Below are 25330 nucleotides of genomic sequence, written 5' to 3' on the forward strand. Positions count from 1 at the left end.
TCACGGCTCCCGAACGTTGGACTCTCGCGACCCGAACGTTGGACTCTCGGGTCAGATCAGGCCGTGGCGGAGGGCGAAACCGACGGCGTGCGCGCGGTTGCGGAGCTGGAGGCGCGTGGTCACCTCGTGCAGCACGTTCTTGACCGTCCGCTCGGAGAACGACGTCTTCGCCGCGATCTCGCCCGTGTCGAAGCCCTCGGCCACCAGCCGCAGCATGTCGGTCTCGCGCGGGGTCAGGGTGGACAGCGACGGCCCGTTCGGGTCGAGCACGCTGCGCTGCAACCGACCCACGTGGTCGAGCAGCCTGCCCAGCAGGTCGCCCGGCAGCACGGACTCGCCCCGCGCCAACGCGGCCACCACGCGCACCAGCCGGTCCTGGTCCGCCTCCGCGCGCCGCAGCACGCCCGCGACACCGCAGTCGATCGTGGTCTGCAACGAGTCGTGGTCGAAGCGCCCCACCACCAGGCCCGTGCGCGTCTCCTCCGCGTGCCGCAGGCGGCGCAGCAGCCGGGTCGCGGCGTCGTCGACCCGATCCACCACCACGAGGGCCACGACCGCGCGGGACTCCTCGTCCTGCCTCAGCACCTCCACCTCGGGACGCGGGCGCAACTGCTGGGTGATGCCCACCCGCAACACCGGGTCCTCCGCGTACACGGCCACCGGGATTCTGCTCATGCCACCCCTCCTGCGAGAACCGTCGTGCCGCCATCGTGGCGGCGGGGCGGGCGCGCGGGCAGCCGCACGGGCCGCAGGTGCACGGGATTGCCCGCACCGTGCCCTTTTCTCCCTGCCACGGCCGGATGACGTATCCCTACGTTCGCGGGGTGACCACAACGACCGAGTTCGGTCTCCCCACCGTGGCCGTCACGCCCGGTCAGGAGACCCGCACCACGATGACGGTGCGCAACGACAGCGACATCGTCGAGGCGTACGAGTTCGAGGTGGTGGGCGAGTGCGCCCCCTGGACCACCGTCGAACCGGGGCGGCTCTCGCTGTTCCCCGGCACGTCCGAGCAGGTCTCCCTGGTGCTGCGCCCACCGCGCTCACCCCTGGTGCGCGCGGGCGAGGTGCCGCTGGCGGTGCGCGTGCTGCCCGCCGAACGGCCCGGATCGGCGGTGGTGACCGAGACCACCGTCGTCGTCGAGCCGTTCGCCGCGCAGCACGCCCGGGTCGTGCCCCGGCGCCGGCGGGCCTGGCGCAGCGCCCGGTACCGCGTCGAGGTGCGCAACGAGGGCAACACGCCGGTGTCGGTGACCGTCGCCGTGCCGGAGAAGGACGACCACCTCCGGCACACCACGGCCACCACTCCGTCCACTGTGGAACCGGGCGGGCACGTCGACCTCGACCTGCGCGTGCGGGTGGCGAAGCTGCTGTGGTTCGGCAAGCCCGTCGTCTGGCCGGTGCGGCCCGAGGTCGTCGCGCTCGCCGCGGACGAGCGGCACGAGCACGACCTGTCGGCCGAACTGGTCCAGCTGCCGATCCTGGCCCGCTGGCTGCTGTCCCTGCTCGCGGCGCTGCTGGCGCTGCTGCTGCTGTGGCTGTTCCTGGTGCGCCCGGCGGTGCGCAGCGCGGCGCGCGAGGCCACCGACGAGCGGGCGAGGGAGATCGCGCAGGCCGGCGAGGCCCCGGTGCCGCCGGCGGACCAGCCCGCCGGTCAGGACCCGCAGGGCCAAGGCAGGCAGGGAGAAACCCAGGGCCAGGGGCAGGGCCAAGGCCAGGGGCAGGGGCAGGGCACGGGGTTCGGCCCCGGTCGGCAGAGCTCCGCCACCATCGAGGTGACCACCGCCCCCGGCCAGCAGACCACCGGCGCGTACGTCGTCCCGGACGGCCGGATGTTCCACATCAGCGACATCGTGCTGGCCAACCACCAGGGCGACGAGGGCGTGCTCACCATCGCGTTCGGCGAGCGCACCATCACCACCATCGCGCTGGAGACCTTCCGCAACCAGGACTACCACTGGGTGACGCCCATCGACATCCCGGCGAACGGCACCGTCACCGCCACGGTGACCTGCGCGCGACCGGGCACGCCGGCGAGTGGGCAGCAGGCGTCGGGCTGCGCCCAGCTGCTCAACGTCAGCGGCGTGCTGAGCGAGCTGCCCTGAGGGGAGCTCGACACTGAGGGGAGCTCGACACTGATGGGACCCCGACAGCGGGGAAGAGGGGGTGTGCCGGACTCCGGCGCACCCCCTCTTGCGTTCAGCGGGGGTGGCGGCGGTTCCACTCGTCGAGCAGGGCGTCGATCCACGCCCGCATCAGGTCGGCTGTCGCGTCGTCCCCCAGGTCGCGGTAGCGGGTCAGCTCGCCGCGCGCCGCCGTCAGCTCGGCGTTCAGGTCCGAGGCGGCGAGACCTTCCGGGCGGCTCACCGCCGGGGGGTTCGTTCGGCGTTGCGGGCGGCGATCCGGAACGCCTCGACGTACTTGGGCAGCTCGACGAGCGCGCGTTCCCACGTGCCCGCCGTCACCTGCTCGGCGAACACCGTGTCGACCGCGAACTGCGCCACGTCCGGTGCGACGTCCTCCCCGGGTGCCTCGCGCAACCGGCGCGACACCTCCAGCCGCCGCACCCGGGACCGGACGACGTCGAGGGTGCGCAGCAGTTCGGCGACGACCCGCTCGGCCTCGCCCGGCTCGACCACCAGCCACCCCTTGTCGGCCAGGTCGAGGAACAGGTCGCCCGCGAACCTCTCCCGCGTGGAACCGTCCGCCACGCGACCTCCGTCCCCGTCGGGTCGCACAGCCATCGCACCTCCGTACGGGCACCGGGGCCGCCGCCCCTTCCGGGAGCCCTCACCAGTTGTCGACCCGAGCCCACCACGTGCCGGGACGCGGGTACAGGCCACCGGCGCAGGTCTGCCCGTCCGTACCTGTCGCGATGCTGTCGATCGACCGCGAACCGCCTGTCGTGCTCGGCCGAAGGGGTGAAACAGGGCGGATTCTGAACCCTTGGCACCCACCGTGCGTGGCCATGCTGCGTGGGGACGATCAGGGGAGGCAACGGGGATGCCGATGGACGACGGCGTGCTGCGGGTGCGGTTGCTGGGCCCGGTCCGGGCCTGGCTCGGTGACGCGGAGCGCGGCCTGGGCGCCGCCCGGCAGCGCACGGTGTTCGCGCTGCTGGCGGGCCGGGCGAACCGGGTGGTGTCGCGCGAGGAGCTGGTCGACGGCGTCTGGGGGGACGCGGCGCCCGCCGGGGCGGTCGGCAGCCTGCACACGTACGTGTCCGGCCTGCGACGGGCGCTCGGACCGGCCAGGCACCTCCTGGTGTCACGACCGGCGGGCTACTCGCTGCGCCTGGCCGAGGACGCGCTGGACGTGGTGGCGTTCGAGCGCGGCCGGGTCGAGGGGCAGCGGTTGCTGGGGACGGGGGAGTGGGCGCGCGCCAGGGCCGTGCTGGACGACGTGCTCGGCCTGTGGCGCGGCGGCGCGTACGACGGGGTGACCGGGCCGTTCGCCGAGGCCGAGCGCCGGCGGCTCGGCGAGCTGCGGGTGGGCGCGCTGGAGGCGCGGGCGCGGGCCGCGCTGGAGCTGGGCGAGCACGCCGAGGTGGCGGCGGAGGCGGGCGCGCTGGTCCGCGAGCACCCGTGGCGGGAGTCGCTGCGCGAGCTGCTGATGCTGTCCCTGCACCGGGCCGGCCGGCACGCCGAGGCGCTGGACGCCTACCGGGAGGCGCGCCGCGCCCTGGTCGCGGACCAGGGCATCGAACCGGGTCCGGGGCTGCGCGAGCTGCACCGGGTGATCCTGGGCGGCGCGGACGCCCCGGCGACCCGGCCCGGTCCGCCGCCCGTCCCCCTCCTCGCCACCCCGCCGGAGCCGCGCCTCGTCGTGGTCCCGCCGCGGGTGGCGTCCGCGTCCGCCGACGCGTTCGTCGGCCGGCACGCCGAAACGGCGCTGCTGCGGTCCCTGGTGACCGACGTGCTCGACGGGCGCGGCGCGGCGGTGTGGCTGGAGGGCGAACCCGGCATCGGCAAGTCCGCACTCCTGGCGCGGTCCCTGGCCGACGCGGCCGACCGCGGCTGCCAGGTCGGCTGGGCCGCCGCCGACGAACTCGGCATGAGGTTCCCGCTGCACGTGCTCATGGAGTGCCTGGACGTCGCGCCCGCCTCGCCGGACGCGCACCCGGACGGCGGGTGGGGGCCCACCGACCCGGTGGCGGCGGCCGTGGACCGGCTCCTCGCGCTGGTGGACCGCACGTGCGCCCGCTCGCCCCTGGTGCTGGTGGTCGACGACCTCCAGTGGGCCGACGACGCGAGCGTGGTGCTCTGGCACCGGCTCGCGGCCGTCACCCACCAGCTCCCGCTGCTGCTGGTGGCCGCCCTGCGCCCCGACCCCGGCCGACCGGAGCTGGCCCGCGTGCGGCGCGGCGTGGAGGCGCGGCGGGGCCACGTGGCGGCGCTGGGACCGCTCGCGGCGGACGAGGCCGAGCAGCTGGTCGGCCACATCGTCGGCGCGCGCCCCGGCGCGGTGCTGCGCGGGCTCGTCGGGCGCGCCGCGGGCAACCCGCTCTACCTGCGGGAGGTCGCGCACGCCCTGGTGCGGCGCGACGCGGTCCGGGTCGTGGCCGGCGTCGCCGACGTGGACGCCGCCGCCGCGGACGAGGTGCCGCCGTCGCTGCTGTCCGCTGTCGGCCGCTCGCTCGACGTCCTCTCCGCCGAGGCCCGCGACGTGCTGCGGTCGGCGGCGCTGCTCGGCGTCGAGTTCCGGGTGCCCGAGCTGGCGGCGGTGACCGGCCGGCCGGTGCTCGACCTCGCGCACCCGCTCGACGAGGCCGTCGCCGCCGCCGTCGTCGTCGAGGCGGGCGAGCACCTGGCGTTCCGCCACCCGTACCTGCGGATGGCGCTGCACGACAGCCTGTCGACGCCCGTGCGCACGGCCCTGCACCGGCAGGCGGCCGAGGCGCTGGCGTCGGCGGGCGCCCCGGTGGAGCGCGTCGCCGAGCACCTCGTCGCCGAACCCGTCCCGGTCGACGCCTGGGTGCTGGCCTGGCTGGTGGCCCACCACGCGACCCTGGTCGAACGCACCCCGCGCGCCGCCGCCGACCTGCTGGCGCGGGCGGCGGACACCGAACCCGCCGACGTCCGGCAGCGCGCCACCGTCCTCACCGCGCTCGGCCGCGTGCGGTCACGCCTGGCGCGCGACCCGGTGGGCGCGGCGCTGCGCGCCCTGGCCGCCGACCCCGATCCCGCCGACCCCGATCCCGCCGACCCCGATCCCGCCGACCCCGCCGACGGGAACCCCGCCGACGAGCCCGGGCCGCACCCGACCGCGCCGACCCCGCGGCCGGGCCGCCCCGACCGCGCTCAGATGTCCCGGAACGTGCTGATGTCGGCCCCGAGCAGGTTCAGCCGCTCGGCCAGCTGCTCGTAGCCGCGGTTGATCACGTAGACGTTGCGCAGCACCGAGGTGCCCTTCGCGGCGAGCATGGCCAGCAGCACCACCACCGCCGGGCGCAGCGCGGGCGGGCAGATGACCTCCGCGCCCGACCAGTGCGTGGGACCCTCCACGTACACCCGGTGCGGGTCGAGCAGGGTCACCTTGGCGCCCAGCTTGGTCAGCTCGGTCAGGTACAGCGCCCGGTTCTCGTAGACCCAGTCGTGGATCAGCGTGGAGCCCTGCGCCGTCGCCGCGATCAGCGCGAAGAACGGCAGGTTGTCGATGTTCAGGCCGGGGAACGGCATGGGGTGGATCTTGTCGATCGGCGCTTTGAGCCGCGACGGCCGCACGGTGACGTCCACGAGCCTGGTGCGCCCGTTGGCCGCCGCGTACTCGGCCGACCGGTCGTGGTCGAGCCCCATCTCCTCCAGCAGCGCCAGCTCGATCTCCATGAACTCGATCGGCACGCGCCGCACGGTCACCTCCGACGAGGTGACGATCGCGGCGGAGATCAGGCTCATCGCCTCGATCGGGTCCTCGGACGGCGAGTAGTCGATGTCCCGGTCCACCTCGCCGACACCGTGCACGGTGAGGGTGGTGGTGCCGACGCCCTCGATCCGCACGCCCAGCTCGCCCAGGAAGAAGCACAGGTCCTGGACCATGTAGTTGGGGCTGGCGTTGCGGATGACGGTGACGCCGTCCCGCCGCGCGGCGGCCATCAGGGCGTTCTCGGTCACCGTGTCGCCGCGCTCGGTCAGCACGATCGGCCGCGTCGGTCCGACCCCGCGGTCGACCGCGACGTGGTACTGCCCCGCCACGGCCTTCACCTCCAGGCCGAGCGGGCGCAGCGCCACCAGGTGCGGCTCGACGGTGCGGGTGCCCAGCGCGCAGCCGCCCGCGTAGGGCAGCTCGAACGCGTCCTCGTGGTGGAGCAGGGGACCCAGCAGCATGATGATGCTGCGCGTGCGCCGGGCCGCCTCGACGTCGATGCCGGCCAGGTCGAGCTTCGCGGGCGGCACGATCTCCAGGTCGTTGTCCTCGTTCAGCCAGCGGGTCCGCACCCCGATGCTGTTCAGCACCTCCAGGATGCGGTTGACCTCCTCGATGCGGGCGACCTTGCGCAGGGTCGTGCGGCCCGCGTTGAGCAGCGACGCGCACAGCAGCGCCACGCCCGCGTTCTTGCTCGTCTTGACGCTGATGGAGCCGGAGAGCGTGCGACCGCCGGTGACCCGCAGGTGCGTCGGGGCGGCCTGCCCGAGCGTCACGATGCCCGAGTCGAGCGCCTCGCTGATCCGCGCGAGCATGTCCACGCTGAGGTTCTGGTGGCCGCGCTCGATCCGGTTGATCGCGCTCTGGCTGGTGGACAGCGCCTCCGCCAGTTGCGCCTGCGTCCACCCGCGGTGCCTGCGGGAGTCGCGGATCAGGCCGCCGATGCGCGCCAGGTAGGGCTTGGAACCGTCGTGGTCATCCGTCACAGGGCGGAACCGTATCTCATATATGAGATATGCCTGTGGTCAGGGTCGGCCGGCGGGCCGGGGGAGCAGGAAGTGCACCGCGAACGCCGCCGCCGTGGTGAGGACCGCCTGGTAGAGCATCGACAGCCGCGCGTCCGAGGCGACCGTGAACACGGCGTCCAGCTCGGTGGTGACCAGACCGGCCAGGGTGACCAGACCGGTGGCGTGCCAGCCGAAGAAGCCCGCCGTCCACGCGGTCAGCGGCCACCGGTTGCGGTCGGGGCGGCGCAGCAGCCAGACCGCCGAGGCGGCGGCCGCGGCGTTGACGGCGAGCGCCAACCCCACCAGCTCCACCGACACCCCGCTGAGCAGGGCGGACAGCGCGTGGAGCACCGCCAAGCCGAGAGTCGTCCAGGCACCCAGGCGCGTTCGGTCCACGCCCCGGATGCTAGATCAGGCGGCTCACCCGTCACCCGGCGCGGCGGCAGGGCCGCTCGCGTCCCGGTGGCCGACCACCCCGCGGCGCCGCTGCCGCCTGGCATGATCGCCGGCATGGCGAAGGAGTTGCAAGTCGTGGTCGACTGCCGCGATCCGGGCGCCCAGGCCGCCTTCTGGGCCGAGGTGCTCGGGTACGCGCTGGAGGACGCCGGCACCGGGGACGTGGAGGGCGACTGGGCCTCGATCGTCGCCCCCGACGGCCCGCGCGTGCTGTTCCAGCGGGTCCCGGAGCTGAAGTACGGCAAGAACCGCGTGCACCTGGACGTCCGGGCGGGCGGCCCACGCGGCACCCCGAAGGCCGTCCGCGTCCCCCTGGTCGACGCCGAGGTGGTCCGGCTCGTCGCGCTGGGCGCCACGCACATGCGCACCACCGACGAGCGCGACGACTACTTCGGCGTGCTGCGCGACCCGGAGGGCAACGAGTTCTGCGTCTGCTGACCCGCCGGGATCACGCCGGGAGGGCGGCCACGGCCTCGATCTCGACGAGCTGGTCGTCGTACCCCAGGACGGTGACGCCGAGCAGCGTGCTGGGCACGTCGTGGTCGCCGAACGCGGCGCGCACCACCTCCCACGCCGTCACCAGGTCGGCCTGCCGGGTGGAGGCGACGAGCACGCGCGTGCTGACGACGTCCTCGATCCCGGCCCCCGCGTCCTCCAGCGCGATCCGCATGTTCTCCACGGCCCGCGCGGCCTGACCGGCGTAGTCGCCCACCGCGACCGTGTTCCCGTCCTCGTCCAGCGGGCAGGCCCCGGCCAGGAACACCAGCCGCGCCCCGGCGGCCACCGCTGCCGCGTAGGCGTACTCGGCGACGTCGGACAACCGGGACGAACGGATCAAGCTGACGGCCTTGCCCACGGCACCCCTCCACGACGGACGCGACCGCGAAATCCTATGCCGCCCCGCGAGTCGTACGTCCAGGCCGCGCGAGTCGTGCGTTCCCGCCGCGCGAGTCGTACGTTCGCGCCCACCGAGTTCGACGTTCAGGACGCCGCGTACTCCGGCGCGCGGGCCGCCGAGCGGCGCTCGACCACGACCGACAGCGCGGCCACGGCCAGCCCGGCCAGGCTCAGCGCCACGCCGACCCACGCGGTCGAGGTGAAGCCCCAGCCCGCCGCGATGGCGAGCCCGCCGAGCCACGCGCCCGCGCCGTTGGCGAGGTTCAGCGCCGCGTGGTTCGACGACGAGGCGAGCGACGGCGCGTCCGGCGAGGCGTCCATCAGCCGCACCTGCAACGCCGCCGCGAGCACCTGCGTCACGTAGCCCAGCAGGAACACGAGGGTGAACGCGAGCACGGGCACGGTCGCGGTCAGCGCGAACGCCACCAGCACGGCGGCGGTCACGATCAGCCCGCCGAACACGCTGCCCATCACGGACCGGTCGATGAACCGCCCGCCCGTCATCGCGCCGAGCGTCATGCCCAGGCCGAAGGTCGCCAGCGCCCACGGCACGGCCGAGCCGGGCAGTCCGGTCACCTCGGTCGTGATCGGCGAGATGTAGGAGTAGACGGCGAACATGCCGCCGAACCCGATCATGCCGGTGACCAGCGCGAACCACACCTGCGGACGGCGGAACGCGCGCAGCTCGGCGGCCACGCCCGCGTCCCGCGCGGCCGGGATGCGGGGCAGCCACCTCGCCAGCGACAGCGTCGTGACCAGCGCGATCGCCGTCACCGCCCAGTACGCCACCCGCCAGCCGATCTGCTGCCCGGCGGCGGTGGCGACGGGCACGCCGACCAGGTTGGCCACGGTCAGGCCGACCATGATCCGGGCGACCGCGGTGCCCCGCCGCTCCGGTGGCACGAGCGTCGTGGCGACCACGGCCGCGATGCCGAAGAACGCGCCGTGCGGCAGGCCCGCCACGAACCGGGACACCATCAGCAGCGTGGTGTTCGGGGCCAGCGCCGACAGCCCGTTGCCGACCGCCAGGGCGATGGTCAGCGCGATCAGCAGGCCCTTGCGCGGCAGCTTCGCGGCCAGCCCCGCGATGAGCGGGGCCCCGACCACGACGCCCAGCGCGTACAGGCTGATCGCGTGGCCCGCGGTGGGGATGGAGATGTCGAACGTCTCCGCCACCTGCGGCAGCAGGCCCATCGTCGCGAACTCGGTGGTGCCGATGGCGAAGCCGCCCAGCGCCATCGCGCCCATCGCGGCGGTGGCGCCGCCCCGGCGGGTCGTCGACGGCTCCGCGGTCGTGGTCATGCGCATGCGCTCCTGTCACCGTGTCCCGCGTCGACGGTGACCGGACCTGATCAGAACTGATTAGCTACTGAAACGATTTTACCGGCCCGGGTGCCCCCGGCCCGCGTGCCGCTCCTCACAGGCGGTCCAGCGGGGCAGGTGGCCTGGGGGGCTGGTGGCCTAACGGGGCGGGTGGGCGTTGCGCAGCAGGTCGCGGAACTGGCCGGCGTCCCACTGCCCGGCCGGCGGCGAGTCCGGCCGCGCGCCGGTCGGGCCGGGCGTCGAGTCCGGCCAGCCGGTGTAGGTCGGATCGCACATCCGGTTGAAGTTCTCGTCACCGGTCGGGATCGGGATGCTCGCCCCGTCCGACACGCCCGGCGGCTTCAGCCACGCGTAGGCGTCGACGTCCGGCGCGGGCGACGCGGTCGGCGGCTCGCCCAGCCCCGCGCCGACCTGGTTGCACCAGTTCCCGATCCTCAGCCGCCGGTCGAGCCGCCCGCCGTCGACGTAGGTGTCGACGTTCAGCTCCCACCCCGGCCCGGTCGGCCGCGAGGGCCCGCCCCAGCCGTTGCGGGAGGTGTCGACCACGACGCCCGCGCCCGCGCGGAACCCGGCCGCGACCAGGTGCCGCCGCACGGCGTCCGCGTAGGACAGCTCGTCGATGAACGGGTTCCAGTCCACCCACCTGCTCTGGAGGATCGGCTGGCCCGCGATGGTGGACTTGGTGATGTGCTCCTCGCGCAGCACCGAGTAGTTCGCCGTGTTCGCGACGAACCCGTGCACGTCCGCGGTCGTGCTGCCCGCGGTGTTCGCCGCCTTCAGCAGCAGGGCGGTGAACGGCTCGCGGTAGTACGACCAGCCCAACGACCCGTGGTGGCCGATGTCGAGGTAGGAGTACGTGGTGCCGATCGCGCCGAGCCGCGCCAGCGCGTAGCCGACCGCGCCCACGTATGCGCCGTTCGCCTTCACCTCCTCGCAGCGCGGCGTCGCGTCGGCCTCCGGCAGCACGTGCGTCACCAGGAACGGCAGCGAGTTCGGCTCGACCACGACGACGACCCGCAGGCCCGCGTACGCGGGGTCGGCCAGGACGTCGACGATCGGGTCGACGAACTCGGCGCGGTAGCGCGGCAGCTCGTCCGCGGCCAGCTCGCCGTTCGTCGACAGCCACCCGCAGTCGCGGCCCGGCGCGTTGCGGAGGACGAGCTGGACGAGGTCCGCGCCCTGGCGCAGCGCCTCGTCGAGGTGGTCGCGCAGGCCCATCCGGCCGTGCCCGCCGTGGACGGACGCGACGCCGTCCAGCCACACGGCGGTCGGTTCACCGGCGACGGCGCCGCCACCGGGTTCGGCGGCGGCGCGGGCGGACCACTGGGGGTCCACGTACGGGCGCGCCCCGGCATACGGGTTGTCGACGCGGCCGACGGCCTGGGCCGGCGGGCTCCAGACCAGGGCGGCGGCGAGGGTGACCAGGGCGGCAGCGAGCCGCGCCAGTGGTGTCATCGGACGGACCTCCGGGCATCGCGACAGCGTGACGGAGGCGGTGTGCCACCACGGTACCGCCGGCGCGGTGCGCGGATCAGCGCCGAACGGACGCCGATCGCGGAGGCGGTGCGGGTCAGTTCTTCCAGACGATGGGGTCGTCCACGTAGGCGTCGCCGCCCTTGTCGAAGCTCGCCCCGGTGACCGCCGAGCCCTCGCGGGCCGCCGAGAGCACGCACGTCTCGTACTTCGCGCCGGCGGTCGTGAAGTCGCGCGCGGCGGTCTCCGACTCGCACTTGTCCGTGTCGCCGCTGATGATCACGCCGGTGCCCTTGCCGTCCGCGCCGAGGCCGCGCAGGCTCACCGAGCTGTACGACAGGTCCGTCCCGCCCACGTTCTCCACCGACACGCGGATGTAGAACGGCGTGATGCCCTTGGCCTTGTCGCCGAACTTCGCCAGGTCCGCGTTGTCGCCCTGCTCGATCGCCGTGACCGTGACGGCGATGGTGCCGTTCTTGTCCGTGCCGTACTTGAAGGGCACGACGGCCCGGTCGCCGACCGCCAGCTCCGTGCCGGGCGCGGTCACGTCGCCGGCCGGGACGTCCTTCGCGGAGGCCGAGGTGGGTGCGGCCGACGACGAGGTGGTCTCCTCGGTCGCGCTGCCCGTCGTGGCACCACCCGTCGGCGCGGACACCGGCGTGCCGTCCGTGTCGCCGCCGCAGGCCGACAGCAGCAGGGCGGACGCGCAGGCGGCGGTGAGCAGGGTGGTGCGGACGTGCGTCAAGGCAACTCCCAAGGGTAGAACGGCACCCGAGGCTAACGCCGATCGGAGCAGTCCCGCGTCGGTCGTTCGCACCACAGGGGCTCAGAGGTCGTCGACGCCGATCAGGCCGTCCTGGATCGCCCGCGCGACCAGCGCCGCCTTGGTCGGCGCCTCCCGTCCAATCAGGGCGTACTTGATCCGGATGCGCTCCAGGTGCGAGTTGACCGTGCTCAGCGAGATGCCCAGGCGCTGCGCCACGAAGTCCTTCGACTCGGACTGGAACCACTCGACGAGCACCTCGACCTCGCGCGCCGACAGCGCGGGCCGGTGGTCGGACCGGTCGCCCGCGAGCGCCCCCGCCAGCGACGGCGGTGTGTACGGCCTGCCCGCCGCCGCCGCGCGGGTCGCCTGCACCAGGTGGTCCGCGCCCTCGGCCTTGGTCAGGTAGCACAACGCGCCCAGCTCCAGGCACTGGAGCGCGATCTCGTCGTCGGCGCGCATCGAGTACACGACCACCCGCCGCCCCGCCTCCACGAGCCGCCGCAGGTCGCCCAGCGCCGGCGTCGGACCGCCCAGGTGCAGGTCGAGGATCACCACGTCGGCCCGCGCGCCCTCGCCCAGCCACGCCGCCCGCACGTCCTCGCCGGCCGCGACCACGGTGATCGGTGGAGTGCCCGACGACAGCCAGTAGGCGACCCCCGCGCGCACCGCCGGGTGGTCGTCCACGACGACCGCGGTCAGCTCGTCCGCCATCTGGCCTCCATCCGCGCCTGCCCACCGTACGTACCCCGTTCGACCTCGACCCGGCCCGTCGCGGTTCCCCCGTCGGCCGTCGATCCCGCCACGCCGTCGGTGATGACCGCCACCCGCACCTCGGTCCCGGTCCGCAGCAGGCTCACCCGGGCCCGTTCCCGCGCCCCCGACAACGCCACCGCGACCGGTCCGGTCAGCTCCCGCCGCACGTCCGTCGGCACCGGCACCGGCGCGCCGCTGACCGCCAGCGACACGGCCAGTCCCCGCCGCTCGGCGACGTGCACGCACGCCCTCACCTCGTGCACCAGCGGGTCGGGCACGTCGTCGTTCTCCGCGAACAGCCGGCGCAGCTGGGTGGCGGCGAGCGCGCACCGCGACCGCGTCTCCTCGGCGCGCGGATCGAGGACGCCGTCCGCCAGGTCCGCGAGCAGCGGCACGGTGGCGCCGAGCTGCCCGGCGAACCCGGCGCGCAGGTCCTCCTCCCACCGCCGGGCCAGGGCGGTGCGGGTCTCGGCGCGCTCCCGCTCGGCGGCGGCCTCGGCGGCCTGGCGGGCCGTGCGCACCAGGGCCCGGGTGAGCAGGAGCACACCGAGCTGGAAGCTGGTGACGCCCAGGACGACCACGCCCGCGCCGCCGATCTCCTCCCGGTCCGGCGTCCCGGCCAGCGCGAACTGCGCCACGTCGAGCGCGGTGTGCGCGCCCAGCGCGGCGAGCAGCAGCGGGACGCGGTCGACCAGCAGCACCAGCAGGTGCCAGCCGACGAGGCCGTACGACCAGTGCGCGTCGAGGAAGTGGCCGTCCGGCGGCAGCGCGGCCGTGGCCACGACCGAGGCGGCGAGCACGGCCGCGGTGCCGAGCGCCACCACCGGCCACGGCAGCGGCCGGCGGGGCAGCACCCAGAACGCGCACACCACCGCGACCAGCCCCAGCACGACGAACGAGATCACGGCGCCAGGCCCGTGCGGGTGGCTCACCAGCGGCAGGACCCCCAGGCTGACCTGCACGACCGCCGTCACGACCAGCAGCACCCGCCGCAGGGTCGCGATCCCGTCGGGGCCGGTCTCAGTCACGCGACCACGTCAACCGCACCGTCGTGCCGCCCGCGCCGGACACGACCTCCGCGTGCCCGCCGACCGCCGCCACCCGTTCGACCACCGAACCGCGGATGCCGCGCCGGTGCTCGGACACCGCCGCCACGTCGAACCCGCGCCCCGCGTCGCGCACCACCACCTCGACACCGCCGCCGACCGGCAGCACGGTGACCGAGGCCTCGGTCACCCCGGCGTGCCGCTCGACGTTGACCAGGGTCTCGCGCACCGCCCGGACCAGCGCCAACGCCACCGCGGGCGGCACCAGCACGGTCTCCAGGACGGCCTCGACCCGCAACGGCGAACGCTCCACGACGGCCCGCACGGCCGCCCCCACGTCCACCACGCTCTCCCGGGGCGCCCCGCTCGCGCTCCCACTCAACAGCTCCAGGTCGCGCCGCGCGTACCCCGCGACCGCCGCCGGGTCCGCGCCACCCACCGCGACCACCAGGAACGTCGCCGACGCCGTGTCGTGCAGCAGCGCCAGGTACTCCCGCTCCTGCCGCCGCCGCTCCACCGCGACCGCCTCGGCCCGCTCCGACGCCGCCCGCCGGGCCCGCAACCCGTCCACCCGGCGCGTGGACCGGCGCAGCAGCACGAACGCGCCCCGGGCCAACGCGCACTCGACCACGACCCGCAGCACGGCGGTGCCGCTCCACCCGACCGCCGACCCGTGCACGACCAGCAGCAGGGCCGTGGCCGGCACCGTGACCCGGGCCGACCACTCCCACTGCAACGTCACGGCGGTGGTGGTCAGCACGTTCAGCGCCCACTGCTCGCTACCCCCGACCACCCCGTGCGCCGCGCACACCGCCACCACCCGCACCAGGGCCGGCACGAACGCCACCCGGGGCCCCGCGAAGTCCGCCACCACCCCGAGCAGCACCAGCCCGAGCACGGCGAGCGCGATCCACACCCCGCCGTCCGGCACCGACAGCACGCCGAACGCGCTGAGCAGGGCGACCCCGACCCCGCGCACCGGCCCGGCGAACCGCGCGACGGCGGACAGGAACCACTCCTCCACCGGCCCGCGCACGCACCGACCCTAAGCCGGCCCCACCGGTGCGGCAGGACACCCCCACACCCCGCCCGGCCCCTCCCCGGCCCACCACGCACCCGGCGAGTCCAACGTTCAGGTCCCGTGAGTTCTACGTTCGTGCCGGCATGGCCGTCGTGAGCGCACGACTCCCGGGGACCCCTGACTTTCGTCGGGGGTGGTGCGGGTCGATCGGCAGATGTCCGCGCTCCCGACCGGTTCGTAGCGTTCCCCGGGTGAAATACCTGATCACCGCCCTGGTGCTGGTCCTGGCCGCACCCGTCCCCGCGGCGCACGCCGACCCGGCCACCGACTTCGAGGACTACCTGGAACGCGCCGCGCGCAGCACCGGCCTGCCCGGCTTGGCCGCCGTCGTGACGCACCGCGACCGCGTCGTGCTCGCCACCGGCTTCGGGCACGACTCGGACGGGAACCCGGTCACCGCCGACACGCCGATGCGGATCGCGTCGGTCAGCAAGTCGTTCACCGCGATGGCGGTCATGACGCTCGTCGAGGACGGCCGGATCGCGCTCGACGAGCCGGTCGCCGCGCGGCTGCCCGGCTTCACGATGGCCGATCCGCGCCACGAGCGGATCACCGCGCGGCACCTGCTCAACCAGACGTCCGGCCTCTCCGACACCACCGTCGACACCGAGGCGCTGCGGGACGCGACGTCGCTCGCCGACTACGCGTCCCGGCTGCGCGCCGACTCGCTGGCGGACGACCCGGGCACCCGCTACCGGTACTGCAACGTGAACTACGACCTGGCCGCGCGCCTGGTGGAGGTGGCGAGCGGCCGGCGGTTCCGCGACTACCTGCGCGAGGCGGTGTTCGCGCCGCTCGGCATGTCCCGCAGCGCGGTGTCGGACGACGAACTGCGCCCCGCCGACGGCTACAACTCGCTGTTCGGCGCGTGGGTGCCGAGGCCGGAGATGCCCGGGTTCCACGACGACAGCGGCGCGGGCGGCGTCATCACGACGGCCGCCGACCTGGGCCGGTGGCTGGTGTCCCAGAACGGGTACGGGACGCGGCTCGTGTCCGCCGAGGGGCTGCGCACGATGCACACGCCGTCCACTGTGGACGAGTACGCGATGGGCTGGGCGCCCGACGACGCCGGCCGGCTCACCCACTCGGGCAACCTGTTCACCTACAACGCCGTGCAGGCGATCGTGCCGGGCACCGGTCACGGCTTCGCGGTGCTGACCAACGGCGCGGGCGTGCAGGACGACACCTACCCGGTCCTGGAGGGCCTGGCGGCGATCGCCGAGGGCGGGCGGCCCGAGGACCCGGGTGGCGGTCGGCAGGCGTTCGAGCTGGTGCTGGGACTCGTCGTGGCGGCCTCGGCGGTACTGGCCGTGGTGGGTGTGCGGCGGGCCCGGCGGTGGGCGGAGCGGCGCGCGGGGGCCGCGCGGTGGCGTGCGGTGGCGCGGTTGTTGCCCGTGCTGCTGCCGGTCGCGGTGTTCGCGGCCTACCCGTACTCGATCGAGGTGGTCTCGTCAGGCCGCACGGTGACCTGGGAGCAGCTGACGTACTTCGCGGCCCCGTTGACGATCGCCCTGGGCGTCGCGGCCCTGTCCGGGCTGGTCGTGGCGTTCGCCCGGGTGGTGCGGCTGCGGTCGGTACAGTCCGCCCGGTGAGGAGCGGCCAGGTGGGGAACGGCCCGGTGGGGAACGGCGTGGCCCTGGCGGTGCTGGCGGCGGTCGGCGTGCTCAACGGGCTGGACACCGACGCGTTGCCCCTCTGGCGGCAGCTGCTGTTCATCGCCCTGGCCGTCGCCTCCTACCTGCACGGCCGCCACCTGCCCACCCGGTGCGGCGGCGCGGTCCTGGGCTCGGCGGCGGCGGTGGGGGTGGCCGTCGGGGTCGTGGCGATCCCGGAGGGCATGGGCGTGCTGGCGAGCCTCGCCGTGTTCGTGGTGCTGCCGAGGCTCGTCGGCCTGTTCCGCCGCCAGCAGGCCGAGCTGATCACCGCGGGCCGGGAGCGCATCGCGCAGCTCGAACGCGCGCAGGAGTTGGTCGCCGAGCAGGCCGGGCTGCGGGAGCGCGCCCGGATCGCCACCGACATGCACGACTCGCTCGGCCACGAGCTGGCGCTGATCGCGCTGCGGGCGGGCGCGCTGGAGCTGACCGCCGACACGGACCGGGTCCGCCGGTCGGCGGCCGAGCTGCGCGCGTCGGCCGTCCACGCCACCGACCGGCTGCGGCACACGCTCGGCGTCCTGCGTGAGGGCGCCACCCCGGTCGGCACGCCGGACGAGCCGGTGGAGGACCTGGTCGGGCGCGCGGCCGACGCGGGCCTCCCGGTCGTGCTGACCCGCACCGGGTCGCCCGCCCTGCCGCCGCTGGTGGACCGCGCCGTGCACCGGGTGGTGCAGGAGGCGCTGACCAACGCGGCCCGCCACGCGCCGGGCCGACCGGTGTCGGTGCGGGTGGACCGGTGCGCGGACGAGGTGCTGGTGACCGTGTCGAACCCCGTGAGCGGCCCAGGGGGGAACGGCGCGGTCGGGAACGGCGCGGTCGGGAACGGCGGCACGGGGTTGGCCGGCCTGGCCGAGCGCGTCCGGGTGCTGGGCGGCGGACTGGTGGTCCGGCGGGACCCGGACTTCACCGTGGCGGCCCGCCTGCCGTTCGAGTCCGCTGTGGAGGAGGACGCGTGATCCGGGTGCTGCTGGCGGACGACGAGGCGCTGGTCCGCGCGGGCGTGCGGGCGATCCTCGACACCGACCCCGGCATCGAGGTGGTGGCCGAGGCCGGTGACGGCCACGAGGCCGTGGCCCTCGCGCGGGCGCACCGGCCGGACGTCGTGCTGCTGGACATCCGGATGCCGCGCCAGGACGGGCTGGCGGCGGCCCGCGAGCTGCGCCGCACCCTGCCCGGCGTGGCGGTGGTCGTGCTGACCACGTTCGACGAGGACGAGTACGTGGCCGCGGCGCTGGACGACGGCGCGGACGGGTTCCTGCTCAAGGCGTCCGACCCGCGCGAGCTGCTGATCGGCGTGCGGGCGGTGGCCGAGGGCGGTGCGTACCTGTCGCCCCGGATCGCCCGGCGCGTCGTCGCGGACCTGCGCGGCGGCCGGGCGGGCCGCCGGGCCAGGGAACGCGTGGCGGCGCTGACGCCGAGGGAGCGCGACGTGCTCGCCCTGGTGGGGGAGGGCCGGTCCAACCAGGAGGTCGCCCGGCGGCTCAACCTGGCCGAGGGCACCGTGAAGGCGCACGTCAGCGCGATCCTGAACACCCTGGACGTGGCCAACCGCGTGCAGGCCGCGATCCTCGCCCACGAGGCCGGGCTGACCGGCTGAGCACCCGACCGGTCGAGCGCCGGGCCGACCGGCCGAGCGCCGCGCTCAGGCCGGTTCCGCCGGGTACCGGTCCAGGTGGCGGTCCAAGGCGCCCGCCGCGCGGACCTGCCGCTGGGCGCGCACGCCGGGCACGGCGTGCCCGGCGTGCCGGCGATGAGTGCCGTGTTCACCGCCCTGCCGGGGTGGGCGCAGGCGGTGGGCCAGGCGTTCCCGCTGTACTGGTTCGGCCTCGGCCTGCGGTCGGCCCCGCTGCCGGACGCGGCGGTGGCGGCCGGGGTCGGCGGCCGGTGTGGACCGCCGTGGACCGCTGTGGCGCTCGGGCTGTGGGCCGTGGTCGGGTTCGCCCTGGCGCCGCCGCTGCTCCGCCGGACGATCCGGCGCGAACCGGGTGCGCCGGTCCCCAGGAGGCCGGTCAGCTGAACAGCGTGGCCAGGTCGCCGCGCTGCAACGCCTGGAGCACCCGCCCGGCCTGGGTGCCGGGACCCGCCGGCACGGCCACGCGCACCACGCCGGTCTGGTCGGCGGGCTGCTCGGCCGCCGCACCGGGCAGCAGCCTCGGCCACTCGGGCCGGCCGGTCCGCGCCGTCTCCAGGTTCGTCGCCACGAGGTCGCGCAGTGCGTTCGGGTTCTCGTCGGGCACGCACACCACCTCGACCGCCTCGCCCGCCGGCGTCGCGCGGACCCCGGCGGCGAGCGGCAACCCCGCCTTCGGGCCGGTGATCACCGCCGCCACCACGTCGCCCAGGCACCGGGCCAGCTCACCGGTCATCGGGTCGTCGGCCAGGGTGCGGTCGCCCGGGTCGGCGACCCACCGCAGCGCCTCGCCGCCGGTGCCGTGCCGGACCGCGCCCGGCTCGACGCGGACCCGCTGGAACCCGCTCACCACACCGGTCTTCGCCAGCGGGCCGCGCGGCACGACCTCGCCGTCACCGGCGGTGGTCCACGTGCCGGACCGGTCGCGCTCGCCGCCGAGCGCGGTCAGCTTCCCCTCCACGGCGGCCACGTCCACGTCGAGCCGCAGCACCGCCGCCCACGTCGGGGGTTCGCCCACGCGCAGCGCCGACGTGGCCGCCGAGGCGTCGAAGCCGACGACCTCCGCGACCTTCCCCGCCCGCGAGGCGAGGTCCGAGTAGCCGTAGCCGGCCAGCCCGCCGAACCGCTGACCGTCCGCGGCGACCAGCGCGCGCACCGCGGCCACGTCGCCGTACTCGACGTACGCGGTCGACCCGTCGGCGGCCCGCACGCCCGCCAGCGCGCCGAGCAGACCGGTGACGGGTGGCTGCTCGGGCACGTCCGCCTCCGCCGCGCACCCGGCCAGCGCGCACCCGGCCAGCACCGCCACTACCACGCCCGAACGCCTGTTCACCGCTGGGATGGTAGGGCCGCGGACCGTTCCGCACGGTCGTTTCCGGACAACACCCGGACGAAGGCGGTCGGCACCGGCGCACCGCGCCGCCGGCCGAGCACTGTGGGTCGACTCGGCGTGCGCGCGACGCCGTGCGGCGCGAGCCAGCACGTCGACCCGCCCGCCGACCACCTCGACCACAGGCTCGACCGCGGCGGGCACAGGGTCATCCGGTCGGGGTCATCCGGCGGGGATCTCCACCGCGATCTCCTCGCCCAACCGGTAACCGGCCTCCAGTTCCAGCTCGTCACCGCTCCAGAACCGGCCGGGGTCGTACCAGTTGGCGCGGCGGCCGGCGGGCAGCAGGCCCATCGCCTCGTAGGTCACCGCGACCACCTCGGCGCAGTAGGCCGTTTCCAGGGTGGCCTCCGACGAGCGGCGCGGGTTCGGCAGCCGGCCCCGCAGCCACCGCGTCGCCAGGCGCGCCGTGGACGGGAACGGCGTGCCGTTCAGCCGGGCCACGGTCCTGAGCACGGCGTCGTCCTGCTCGCTGGTCGTCGGCAGGTCGAGTTGCCGCAGCCACGCCCGCTGCCCGTACCGGCGCGCCCACACGAGCACGGCCTCGCGCAGGTCGTGCAGCTGCACGCCCCGGTGGTGCGTGCCGGTCCACACGTCCGGCAGCGAGCGGCCCAGCTCGGCGTGCCACATCAGCGGCGGCAGGTCCTCCACCGCCACGGTCATGCCCACGTGGTTCACGGGGCTGTTCGTCGTCACCCGGATCGCGCGGTCGGCGGCCGAACTGCCGCGGAACAGCCACACGTCGCCCGTGCGGGTCAGCTCGACCGCCTCGTCCAGACCGATCTTCGTCCCAGCCATCCCGGTAGCCTAGGCAGATGCGCTGGTGGAAGCTGCTCGGACTGGCCGGTGTCGCGGGCGTCGCCGCGACGGGTGCGGTGATCGCCCGCGCGGAGCGCAAGCGCCGCGCCTACACACCCGAGGAGATCAGGGAACGCCTGCACGCCCGGATCGCCGAAGCGCCCCCCAACCCCTGAGGCGCGCGGCGCCGCGGCGACGGCAACCCGGGAGTTGCCCGGGCGTGCGAACGGGTCTGGGGTGGACCGCATGCGATCCCTGCTCGCGGCCCCGCTGTGCGCGCTCCTCGTCGCACCGCCGGCGCACCCCCACGCCCACCCGGTCCCCGACCTGGACGGGGCCACCATCCCGCAGCTGGTGAGCCGCATGGACGAGGGCACCCTGACCTCGGTCGACCTGACCCGCGCCTACCTGCGGCGCATCGGGACGGTGGACCGCCTGGTCCGGTCCGTGCTGGTGGTGAACCCCGGCGCGCTGCGCCAGGCGGCGGAGAGCGACCGCCGCCGGGCCGCCGGGCGCGCGAAGGGGCTGATGGACGGCATCCCCGTGCTGCTCAAGGACAACATCGACACCCGCGCGATGGGGAGCACCGCCGGTTCGCGGGCGCTGCACGTGCCGCCCCGCGACGACGCCGCGCTCGTGACCCGGCTGCGCGAGGCCGGCGCGGTGGTGCTGGGCAAGACCAACCTGTCGGAGTGGGCGAACTTCCGGTCCACCCGGTCGACGTCGGGCTGGTCGGGCGTCGGCGGTCAGACGAACAGCCCGTACGTGCTGGACCGCAACCCGTGCGGGTCGTCGTCGGGGGCGGCCGCGGCGGTGGCCGCGTCGCTGGCGCAGGTCGCCGTCGGCACCGAGACCGACGGGTCGATCGTGTGCCCGGCCGGGCAGAACGGCGTGGTCGGCCTGAAGCCCACGCTGGGGCTGGTCAGCGCGGACGGCATCGTGCCGGTCTCGTCGCGGCAGGACACCGCCGGACCGCTGGCGCGGCACGTCGTGGACGCCGCCGTCCTGATGTCCGCGCTCTCCGGCGTCGACCACGTGGCCGCGCTGTCGTCCGCGGGGCTGCGCGGCGCGCGGGTGGGCGTGTGGCGCAAGGCGGGCCGCAACGCGGAGGTCGACCGCGTGGTGCGGTCGGCCGTGGACGCGCTGCGCACCGCCGGCGCCACCGTCGTCGAGGTCGACCTGCCCCACCAGGACGAGATCGAGGCCGCCGAGTTCCCGGCGCTGCTCACCGAGTTCAAGCACGACCTGGAGCGGTACCTCGGGACCCGGCCGGGCGTGCCGGGGACGCTGCGCGAGCTGATCGCGTTCAACGAGGCCGACCCGGTCGAGCTGAGCAGGTTCGGCCAGGAGCTGTTCCTCGAAGCCGTCAACGCCCCGCCGCCGACCGACCCGGTGTACCGGGAGCAGCGCCGCACCGCCACCGCCCTGGCCCGCCGCTCGATCGACGAGACCCTGGCGGCGCACCGGCTCGACGTGATCATGGCCCCGGCCAACGGTCCCGCGTGGAAGACGGGGTACGGCGCGGGTGACGCCTTCGAGATCGGCTCGTCCACCCCGGCGGCGGTGGCGGGCTACCCGAACGCCACCGTCCCGGCGGGCTTCGCGGGTCCGCTGCCGATCGGCGTCTCGTTCATGGCCGGTCACCGCGCCGACGCCGCGGTGCTGGGCTTCGCCGCCGCGTTCGAGCGGTCGACGCGCGCCCGCGGCGCCCCGACCTACCTGCCGACCACGCCGTAGGAGCGGCTACCTGGACTCGACCCGGCCGAGCGCGCCGGGCCCGGTCGTCAGCGCGTCGCACGCCCGCTGCCACGCGGGGTCGCCGGGGTGCAGCTCGCTGCGCAGGTAGGCCGCGGTGAGCCGCTGGACCGCGGCCACCCGCGCGGGGTTCTCGTCCGTGGTCTCGGCGACGTCGTACCCGGAGACGCCGCCGAGCCCGTGCCCCGCGCCGAACAGGGTGAGCAGCGCCTTGCGGCCGGGGGAGAGGTGGTACGGGTCGGTGTGCCACTCCGGGCCCCGGACCGTCAGGTGGGCGGAGGGGTCCTCGTCGCCGGCGACCACGAGCGCGGGCTTGCCCATCGTGGAGAAGTCGGTGGTGGCGAAGAACGGGTAGCGCTCCGCCGTGGACTCGGTCAGGGCGTCACCGCCCCGGCCGGGCGCGGCGAGCAGCACGCCCGCCGTGATGCGGGGGTCGGCCAGGTCCACCTCGGCGCCGTCGACCGGGTCGGTGAGCCGCGCGCCCAGCAGCAGGCTCGCGGTGTGCCCGCCCATCGAGTGCCCGGCCACCGCGACCCTGCTCCGGTCCAGGCGCCCGAGGAGCTGCGGGACGGCGGCCTCCACCTCGTCGAGCCGGTCGAGGACGCGCGTCATGTCCTCGGCGCGCGACCGCCAGAACAGCGGGGCCTCCGGGTGGTCCCCCAGGTCCAGCGTCCGCGAACTCAGGTGGGTCGGCTGGATGACGGCGAACCCGCTCGCCGCCCAGTGGTGGGCGAGTGGTGCGTAGCCGTTCAGCGAGGACAGGTGGTTCGAGGGTCCGTGGCCGTGCGAGAGCAGGACGACCGGCAGCTCGTCCCCGGTCACCGGTGCGGAGACGCGCAGTTGCAGGTCCACGGCCCGGTCGGGGGTCGGCAGCGTCACCGGGGCGACCGAGAGCACGGGGGTGGGAGTTCGGCTCATGGTGTTCCTTCCGCGAGCGCCCGCCTTAAGCGGAGCGTTGTTCCGCAAATATACGGAGCGCTGTTCCGCTTTGTCAATCGCCGCGTCCCCGCCCGCCGGGGATGCGCGGCCCCGCCTCCGGTGGGAGGTTGGGGGCATGGTCGTCGTGGTGCTGGGAACCGGGTTGTTGGGCGCCGGCATGGCACGCAGCCTGCTGCGCGCAGGGCTGGACGTGGTCGTGTGGAACCGCAGCCCCGAGAGGGCGCGGGCGCTGGCCTCCGACGGCGCCACCGTCGTCGAGGACGCCGGTGAGGCGGTGACCGGCGCGGACGTCGTGATCACCGTGCTGTTCGACCTGTCCGCGACCGCCGAGGTGATGGTGGACGCGTTGCCCCGCCTGCGCGACGACGCGGTGTGGGTGCAGTGCGGCACGGTCGGCGTCGAGGGCGCCGAGCGGCTGGCCGAACTCGCCGCCACCAAGGGCGTCGGCTTCGTCGACGCGCCCGTGCTCGGCACCCGCGAACCCGCCGAGCGGGGAACGCTGACCGTGCTGGCGGCCGGGTCGCCTGACGCGCGGGACGCGGTGGCGCCCGTGTTCGAGGCCATCGGCTCGCGCACGGTGTGGGTCGGCGACCACCCGGGCGACGGCCAGCGGCTCAAGCTCGTGGCCAACTCCTGGGTCCTGTCGATCACCGCCGCCGCGGCGCAGGCGGTCGCCCTCGCGCGCGGCCTGGGCCTGGACCCCGCGGCGTTCCTCGACGCCATCCGGGGCGGCGCCGTGGACAGCGCCTACGCGCACGTCAAGGGCAAGGCGATGATCGACGGCGTGTTCGAGCCACCGTCGTTCGGCCTCGACGGCGCGTTGAAGGACGCGGGGCTCATCGCCGACGCGCTGGCGTCGGCCGGCGTCGACGACCGGCTCATGCGGCTGCTCCGGGAGTACTACGCCGCCGCTGCCGGCGACGAGGACGAGGACATGGCCGCGGTCGTCCGGGCGTTCGACGCCCGAACGCCCTGATCCCCGATGTTCGGGACTACCGTCGTACCGGGTACCAGCAGGGAGGAGCGCGGGTCCGAGGAGGCTGTTGGTGGGAACCGGTGGGGTGGTCGCGGCCGTGGCGGTGGCCGGTGCGGTGGCGGCGGGCGCGAGCGGGCTCGCGGCCCCCGCCGACCCGGACCAGGTGTGGCGCGACAACGGGCTGCGCGTCGTGGACCGGGCGACCCGGCAGGACGCCGACTGCGCGGCGCACTCGTTCGGGCAGGTCCAGGAGCTGCTGACGGCGACGCCGTGCGTCGTGCTCGACCGGGTGCTGTTCACCCTGACCGACGACGAGGGCGGCACGATCCTGGTGTCCGTCGCGTGGGTCGAGTTCGACGACCGGGCGAAGGCGCGCGAGTTCAAGCGCGTCGAGGACGTCCACGGGACCGGCGACATCCGCCCGCTGCCCGGCGCGCTGCTGCGCGTGGACGACGTGCCGTTCACCGCGCTGAACTACGACTCCGACACGCTCGACGGCACCACCGTCGTGGTCGCCGAGACCGAGCTGCTGACGGGCGGCTTCACCGCCGACTACCTCGACGGGATCGCCGCCCTCGCCGTGGACACCCCGCGCCCGGCCTAGGCCGCGCAGGTGGCGAGGGCCCGCTCCAGCGCGCCCCGCTCGGCCGCCGTCACGCTCAGCCCGTACTCGGCCTTCACCGTGACGTAGACCCGCCCGTACTGGCAGGCGAACGCGCCGTTCGGCGGCATCCACTCGTCCGGCGTCTGGTCGCCCTTCGACTGGTTGACCCCGCCCTGCACGGCGAGCAGGTTGCGCAGGTCGTTCGCCGCCGCCACCCGCCGCTCCCGGGGCCACGCCGCCGCGCCGCTGCGCCACATCTCGGCCAGCGGCACCACGTGATCGATCTGGATCTTCGACACGGTCGTCACGGTGTCACCGGTGTAGGGGTCGAGCAGCGAGCCGGACTCGACCGCGCACCGGCCCTCCTTGCGCCGCACGTCGGTCAGGTCGCGGGCCAGGACCTGGCTGCGCTGGTCGCAGCCGTCGCCGTCCACGTCCTCCCACGGCCGCCCGAACACGCACCCCGCGCCGTTGTCGCAGTCCCGCGCGTAACCGCTCATCCGGCCGGGCTCGGCCACGGCCAGCCGCGCCAGCAGGGTCTGCGCGGTCGGGCCGTCGACGGTGCCCTCGGGCACCCGGTCCACCGTGGTGCCACCACCGGCCGCGGGCAGCGAGCCCACGACGTCGCACCCGGTCAGCAGCAGGAGCAGTGCGGCCAAGACCGCCGTGGTCCGCCTGAGCATCGCCCGTCCTCCAGTCGTCGTGCCCGGCCCCTACCCGTGGCCGCGTTCCGGGAAACCCGCTGCGACCTGCGGCGGAGGCACGTGCCGCCGGGTGGCGGTACCCGGCGGCAGGACCCTGCGGCACTTGGCCCAGCGGTCGGCGGGCCGTGCTCGTCGCCGGCCGACTCGCCCGCCGGACCCGACACCCGGACAGGTGACTCCGAGTGTGTGAAACCGAACGCACTTGTTTGAGGGAC

At 75.2% G+C, this 25330-nt stretch carries 27 protein-coding genes; 11 read left to right on the forward strand and 16 right to left on the reverse strand.

Going from position 1 to position 25330, the window contains the following annotated elements:
- Positions 1-51 precede the first annotated feature (51 nt).
- Positions 52-675 (reverse strand): helix-turn-helix transcriptional regulator, encoded by a 624-nt coding sequence (locus J2S66_RS01575; protein WP_310302810.1) that lies wholly within the window; start codon positions 673-675, stop codon positions 52-54.
- 149 nt (positions 676-824) lie between these two features.
- Here J2S66_RS01575 and J2S66_RS01580 point away from each other — a divergent pair, with 149 nt between their 5' ends.
- A complete protein-coding gene (locus J2S66_RS01580) occupies positions 825-2105 on the forward strand; it encodes a COG1470 family protein (protein ID WP_310302813.1) in 1281 nt (426 codons plus the stop codon).
- A gap of 94 nt (positions 2106-2199) precedes the next feature.
- Here J2S66_RS01580 and J2S66_RS01585 read toward each other — a convergent pair whose 3' ends face one another.
- Both J2S66_RS01585 and J2S66_RS01590 read right to left on the reverse strand, forming a co-directional pair.
- Positions 2200-2367: a hypothetical protein gene (locus J2S66_RS01585; RefSeq protein WP_310302816.1), complete on the reverse strand. Its 168-nt coding sequence runs from the start codon at positions 2365-2367 to the stop codon at positions 2200-2202.
- Positions 2364-2711: a hypothetical protein gene (locus J2S66_RS01590; protein ID WP_310302819.1), complete on the reverse strand. Its 348-nt coding sequence runs from the start codon at positions 2709-2711 to the stop codon at positions 2364-2366. Before J2S66_RS01590 ends, J2S66_RS01585 begins: the two co-directional genes overlap by 4 nt.
- 292 nt (positions 2712-3003) lie before the next feature.
- On the opposite strand from J2S66_RS01590, the gene J2S66_RS01595 reads away from it, so the two are divergent.
- Entirely contained in the window at positions 3004-5367 is a 2364-nt protein-coding gene (locus J2S66_RS01595) for an ATP-binding protein (protein WP_310302821.1), read from the forward strand.
- On the opposite strand, the gene J2S66_RS01600 is transcribed toward J2S66_RS01595, so the two are convergent.
- Both J2S66_RS01600 and J2S66_RS01605 read right to left on the reverse strand, forming a co-directional pair.
- The gene (locus tag J2S66_RS01600) at positions 5301-6848 is read right to left on the reverse strand and encodes a helix-turn-helix domain-containing protein (protein ID WP_310302823.1); all 1548 of its coding nucleotides are present in this window, start codon (positions 6846-6848) and stop codon (positions 5301-5303) included. The genes J2S66_RS01595 and J2S66_RS01600 overlap by 67 nt on opposite strands.
- 39 nt (positions 6849-6887) lie before the next feature.
- Positions 6888-7265, reverse strand: coding sequence for a hypothetical protein (locus tag J2S66_RS01605; RefSeq protein WP_310302825.1), 378 nt, complete (start codon positions 7263-7265; stop codon positions 6888-6890).
- A 114-nt stretch (positions 7266-7379) separates the two neighbouring features.
- Here J2S66_RS01605 and J2S66_RS01610 point away from each other — a divergent pair, with 114 nt between their 5' ends.
- A complete protein-coding gene (locus J2S66_RS01610; protein WP_310302826.1) occupies positions 7380-7763 on the forward strand; it encodes a VOC family protein in 384 nt (127 codons plus the stop codon).
- Positions 7764-7773: 10 nt separating this feature from the next.
- On the opposite strand, the gene J2S66_RS01615 is transcribed toward J2S66_RS01610, so the two are convergent.
- The 7 genes from J2S66_RS01615 to J2S66_RS01645 form a co-directional block, all read right to left on the reverse strand.
- Entirely contained in the window at positions 7774-8181 is a 408-nt protein-coding gene (locus J2S66_RS01615; RefSeq protein WP_310302828.1) for a RidA family protein, read from the reverse strand.
- A gap of 125 nt (positions 8182-8306) precedes the next feature.
- Complete coding sequence (locus tag J2S66_RS01620; RefSeq protein ID WP_310302831.1) at positions 8307-9524, reverse strand: MFS transporter; 1218 nt, start codon at positions 9522-9524, stop codon at positions 8307-8309.
- A 159-nt stretch (positions 9525-9683) separates the two neighbouring features.
- Positions 9684-11000: a glycoside hydrolase family 6 protein gene (locus J2S66_RS01625; protein ID WP_310302834.1), complete on the reverse strand. Its 1317-nt coding sequence runs from the start codon at positions 10998-11000 to the stop codon at positions 9684-9686.
- Positions 11001-11115: 115 nt separating this feature from the next.
- Positions 11116-11763, reverse strand: coding sequence for a hypothetical protein (locus tag J2S66_RS01630; RefSeq protein ID WP_310302837.1), 648 nt, complete (start codon positions 11761-11763; stop codon positions 11116-11118).
- An 81-nt stretch (positions 11764-11844) separates the two neighbouring features.
- On the reverse strand, positions 11845-12495 hold the full coding sequence (locus J2S66_RS01635; protein ID WP_310302840.1) for a response regulator: 651 nt from the start codon (positions 12493-12495) through the stop codon (positions 11845-11847).
- Positions 12480-13565, reverse strand: coding sequence for a hypothetical protein (locus tag J2S66_RS01640; protein ID WP_310302843.1), 1086 nt, complete (start codon positions 13563-13565; stop codon positions 12480-12482). Before J2S66_RS01640 ends, J2S66_RS01635 begins: the two co-directional genes overlap by 16 nt.
- Positions 13558-14619 (reverse strand): sensor histidine kinase, encoded by a 1062-nt coding sequence (locus J2S66_RS01645; protein ID WP_310302846.1) that lies wholly within the window; start codon positions 14617-14619, stop codon positions 13558-13560. The genes J2S66_RS01640 and J2S66_RS01645 overlap by 8 nt, the downstream gene beginning before the upstream one ends.
- 236 nt (positions 14620-14855) lie before the next feature.
- Between J2S66_RS01645 and J2S66_RS01650 the strand changes: the two genes are divergently transcribed.
- From J2S66_RS01650 to J2S66_RS01665, 4 genes are all read left to right on the forward strand, one after another.
- Positions 14856-16256 (forward strand): serine hydrolase domain-containing protein, encoded by a 1401-nt coding sequence (locus J2S66_RS01650; RefSeq protein ID WP_310302849.1) that lies wholly within the window; start codon positions 14856-14858, stop codon positions 16254-16256.
- Positions 16253-17275, forward strand: a complete 1023-nt coding sequence (locus tag J2S66_RS01655; RefSeq protein WP_310302853.1) for a sensor histidine kinase — start codon at positions 16253-16255, stop codon at positions 17273-17275. The genes J2S66_RS01650 and J2S66_RS01655 overlap by 4 nt, the downstream gene beginning before the upstream one ends.
- Positions 17272-17916 (forward strand): response regulator, encoded by a 645-nt coding sequence (locus J2S66_RS01660; protein ID WP_306745495.1) that lies wholly within the window; start codon positions 17272-17274, stop codon positions 17914-17916. Before J2S66_RS01655 ends, J2S66_RS01660 begins: the two co-directional genes overlap by 4 nt.
- A gap of 75 nt (positions 17917-17991) precedes the next feature.
- Entirely contained in the window at positions 17992-18336 is a 345-nt protein-coding gene (locus J2S66_RS01665) for a hypothetical protein (RefSeq protein WP_310302855.1), read from the forward strand.
- Here the strand turns inward: J2S66_RS01665 and J2S66_RS01670 are convergent.
- Complete coding sequence (locus J2S66_RS01670) at positions 18329-19282, reverse strand: hypothetical protein (RefSeq protein WP_310302858.1); 954 nt, start codon at positions 19280-19282, stop codon at positions 18329-18331. The two genes, J2S66_RS01665 and J2S66_RS01670, sit on opposite strands and share 8 nt — an antisense overlap.
- Positions 19283-19501: 219 nt before the next feature.
- The gene (locus tag J2S66_RS01675) at positions 19502-20137 is read right to left on the reverse strand and encodes a hypothetical protein (protein WP_310302861.1); all 636 of its coding nucleotides are present in this window, start codon (positions 20135-20137) and stop codon (positions 19502-19504) included.
- A 17-nt stretch (positions 20138-20154) separates the two neighbouring features.
- On the opposite strand from J2S66_RS01675, the gene J2S66_RS01680 reads away from it, so the two are divergent.
- Both J2S66_RS01680 and J2S66_RS01685 read left to right on the forward strand, forming a co-directional pair.
- On the forward strand, positions 20155-20313 hold the full coding sequence (locus J2S66_RS01680; RefSeq protein WP_306745489.1) for a hypothetical protein: 159 nt from the start codon (positions 20155-20157) through the stop codon (positions 20311-20313).
- A 70-nt stretch (positions 20314-20383) separates the two neighbouring features.
- Complete coding sequence (locus J2S66_RS01685) at positions 20384-21874, forward strand: amidase (RefSeq protein ID WP_310302864.1); 1491 nt, start codon at positions 20384-20386, stop codon at positions 21872-21874.
- Between the two features lie 6 nt (positions 21875-21880).
- On the opposite strand, the gene J2S66_RS01690 is transcribed toward J2S66_RS01685, so the two are convergent.
- The gene (locus tag J2S66_RS01690) at positions 21881-22810 is read right to left on the reverse strand and encodes an alpha/beta hydrolase family protein (RefSeq protein ID WP_310302867.1); all 930 of its coding nucleotides are present in this window, start codon (positions 22808-22810) and stop codon (positions 21881-21883) included.
- Between J2S66_RS01690 and J2S66_RS01695 the strand changes: the two genes are divergently transcribed.
- Entirely contained in the window at positions 22809-23807 is a 999-nt protein-coding gene (locus tag J2S66_RS01695) for an NAD(P)-dependent oxidoreductase (protein WP_310302870.1), read from the forward strand. The genes J2S66_RS01690 and J2S66_RS01695 overlap by 2 nt on opposite strands.
- Positions 23808-23877: 70 nt before the next feature.
- Positions 23878-24411, forward strand: a complete 534-nt coding sequence (locus J2S66_RS01700; protein ID WP_310302873.1) for a hypothetical protein — start codon at positions 23878-23880, stop codon at positions 24409-24411.
- On the opposite strand, the gene J2S66_RS01705 is transcribed toward J2S66_RS01700, so the two are convergent.
- Positions 24408-25094 carry an HNH endonuclease family protein gene (locus tag J2S66_RS01705; protein WP_310302876.1) on the reverse strand — a complete coding sequence of 229 codons (687 nt, stop codon included), beginning with the start codon at positions 25092-25094 and terminating at the stop codon, positions 24408-24410. The two genes, J2S66_RS01700 and J2S66_RS01705, sit on opposite strands and share 4 nt — an antisense overlap.
- Positions 25095-25330: the final 236 nt, after the last annotated feature.

Origin of the sequence: Saccharothrix longispora (assembly GCF_031455225.1) — a bacterium.
In the GTDB taxonomy this organism is placed as follows: Bacteria; Actinomycetota; Actinomycetes; order Mycobacteriales; family Pseudonocardiaceae; genus Actinosynnema; species Actinosynnema longispora.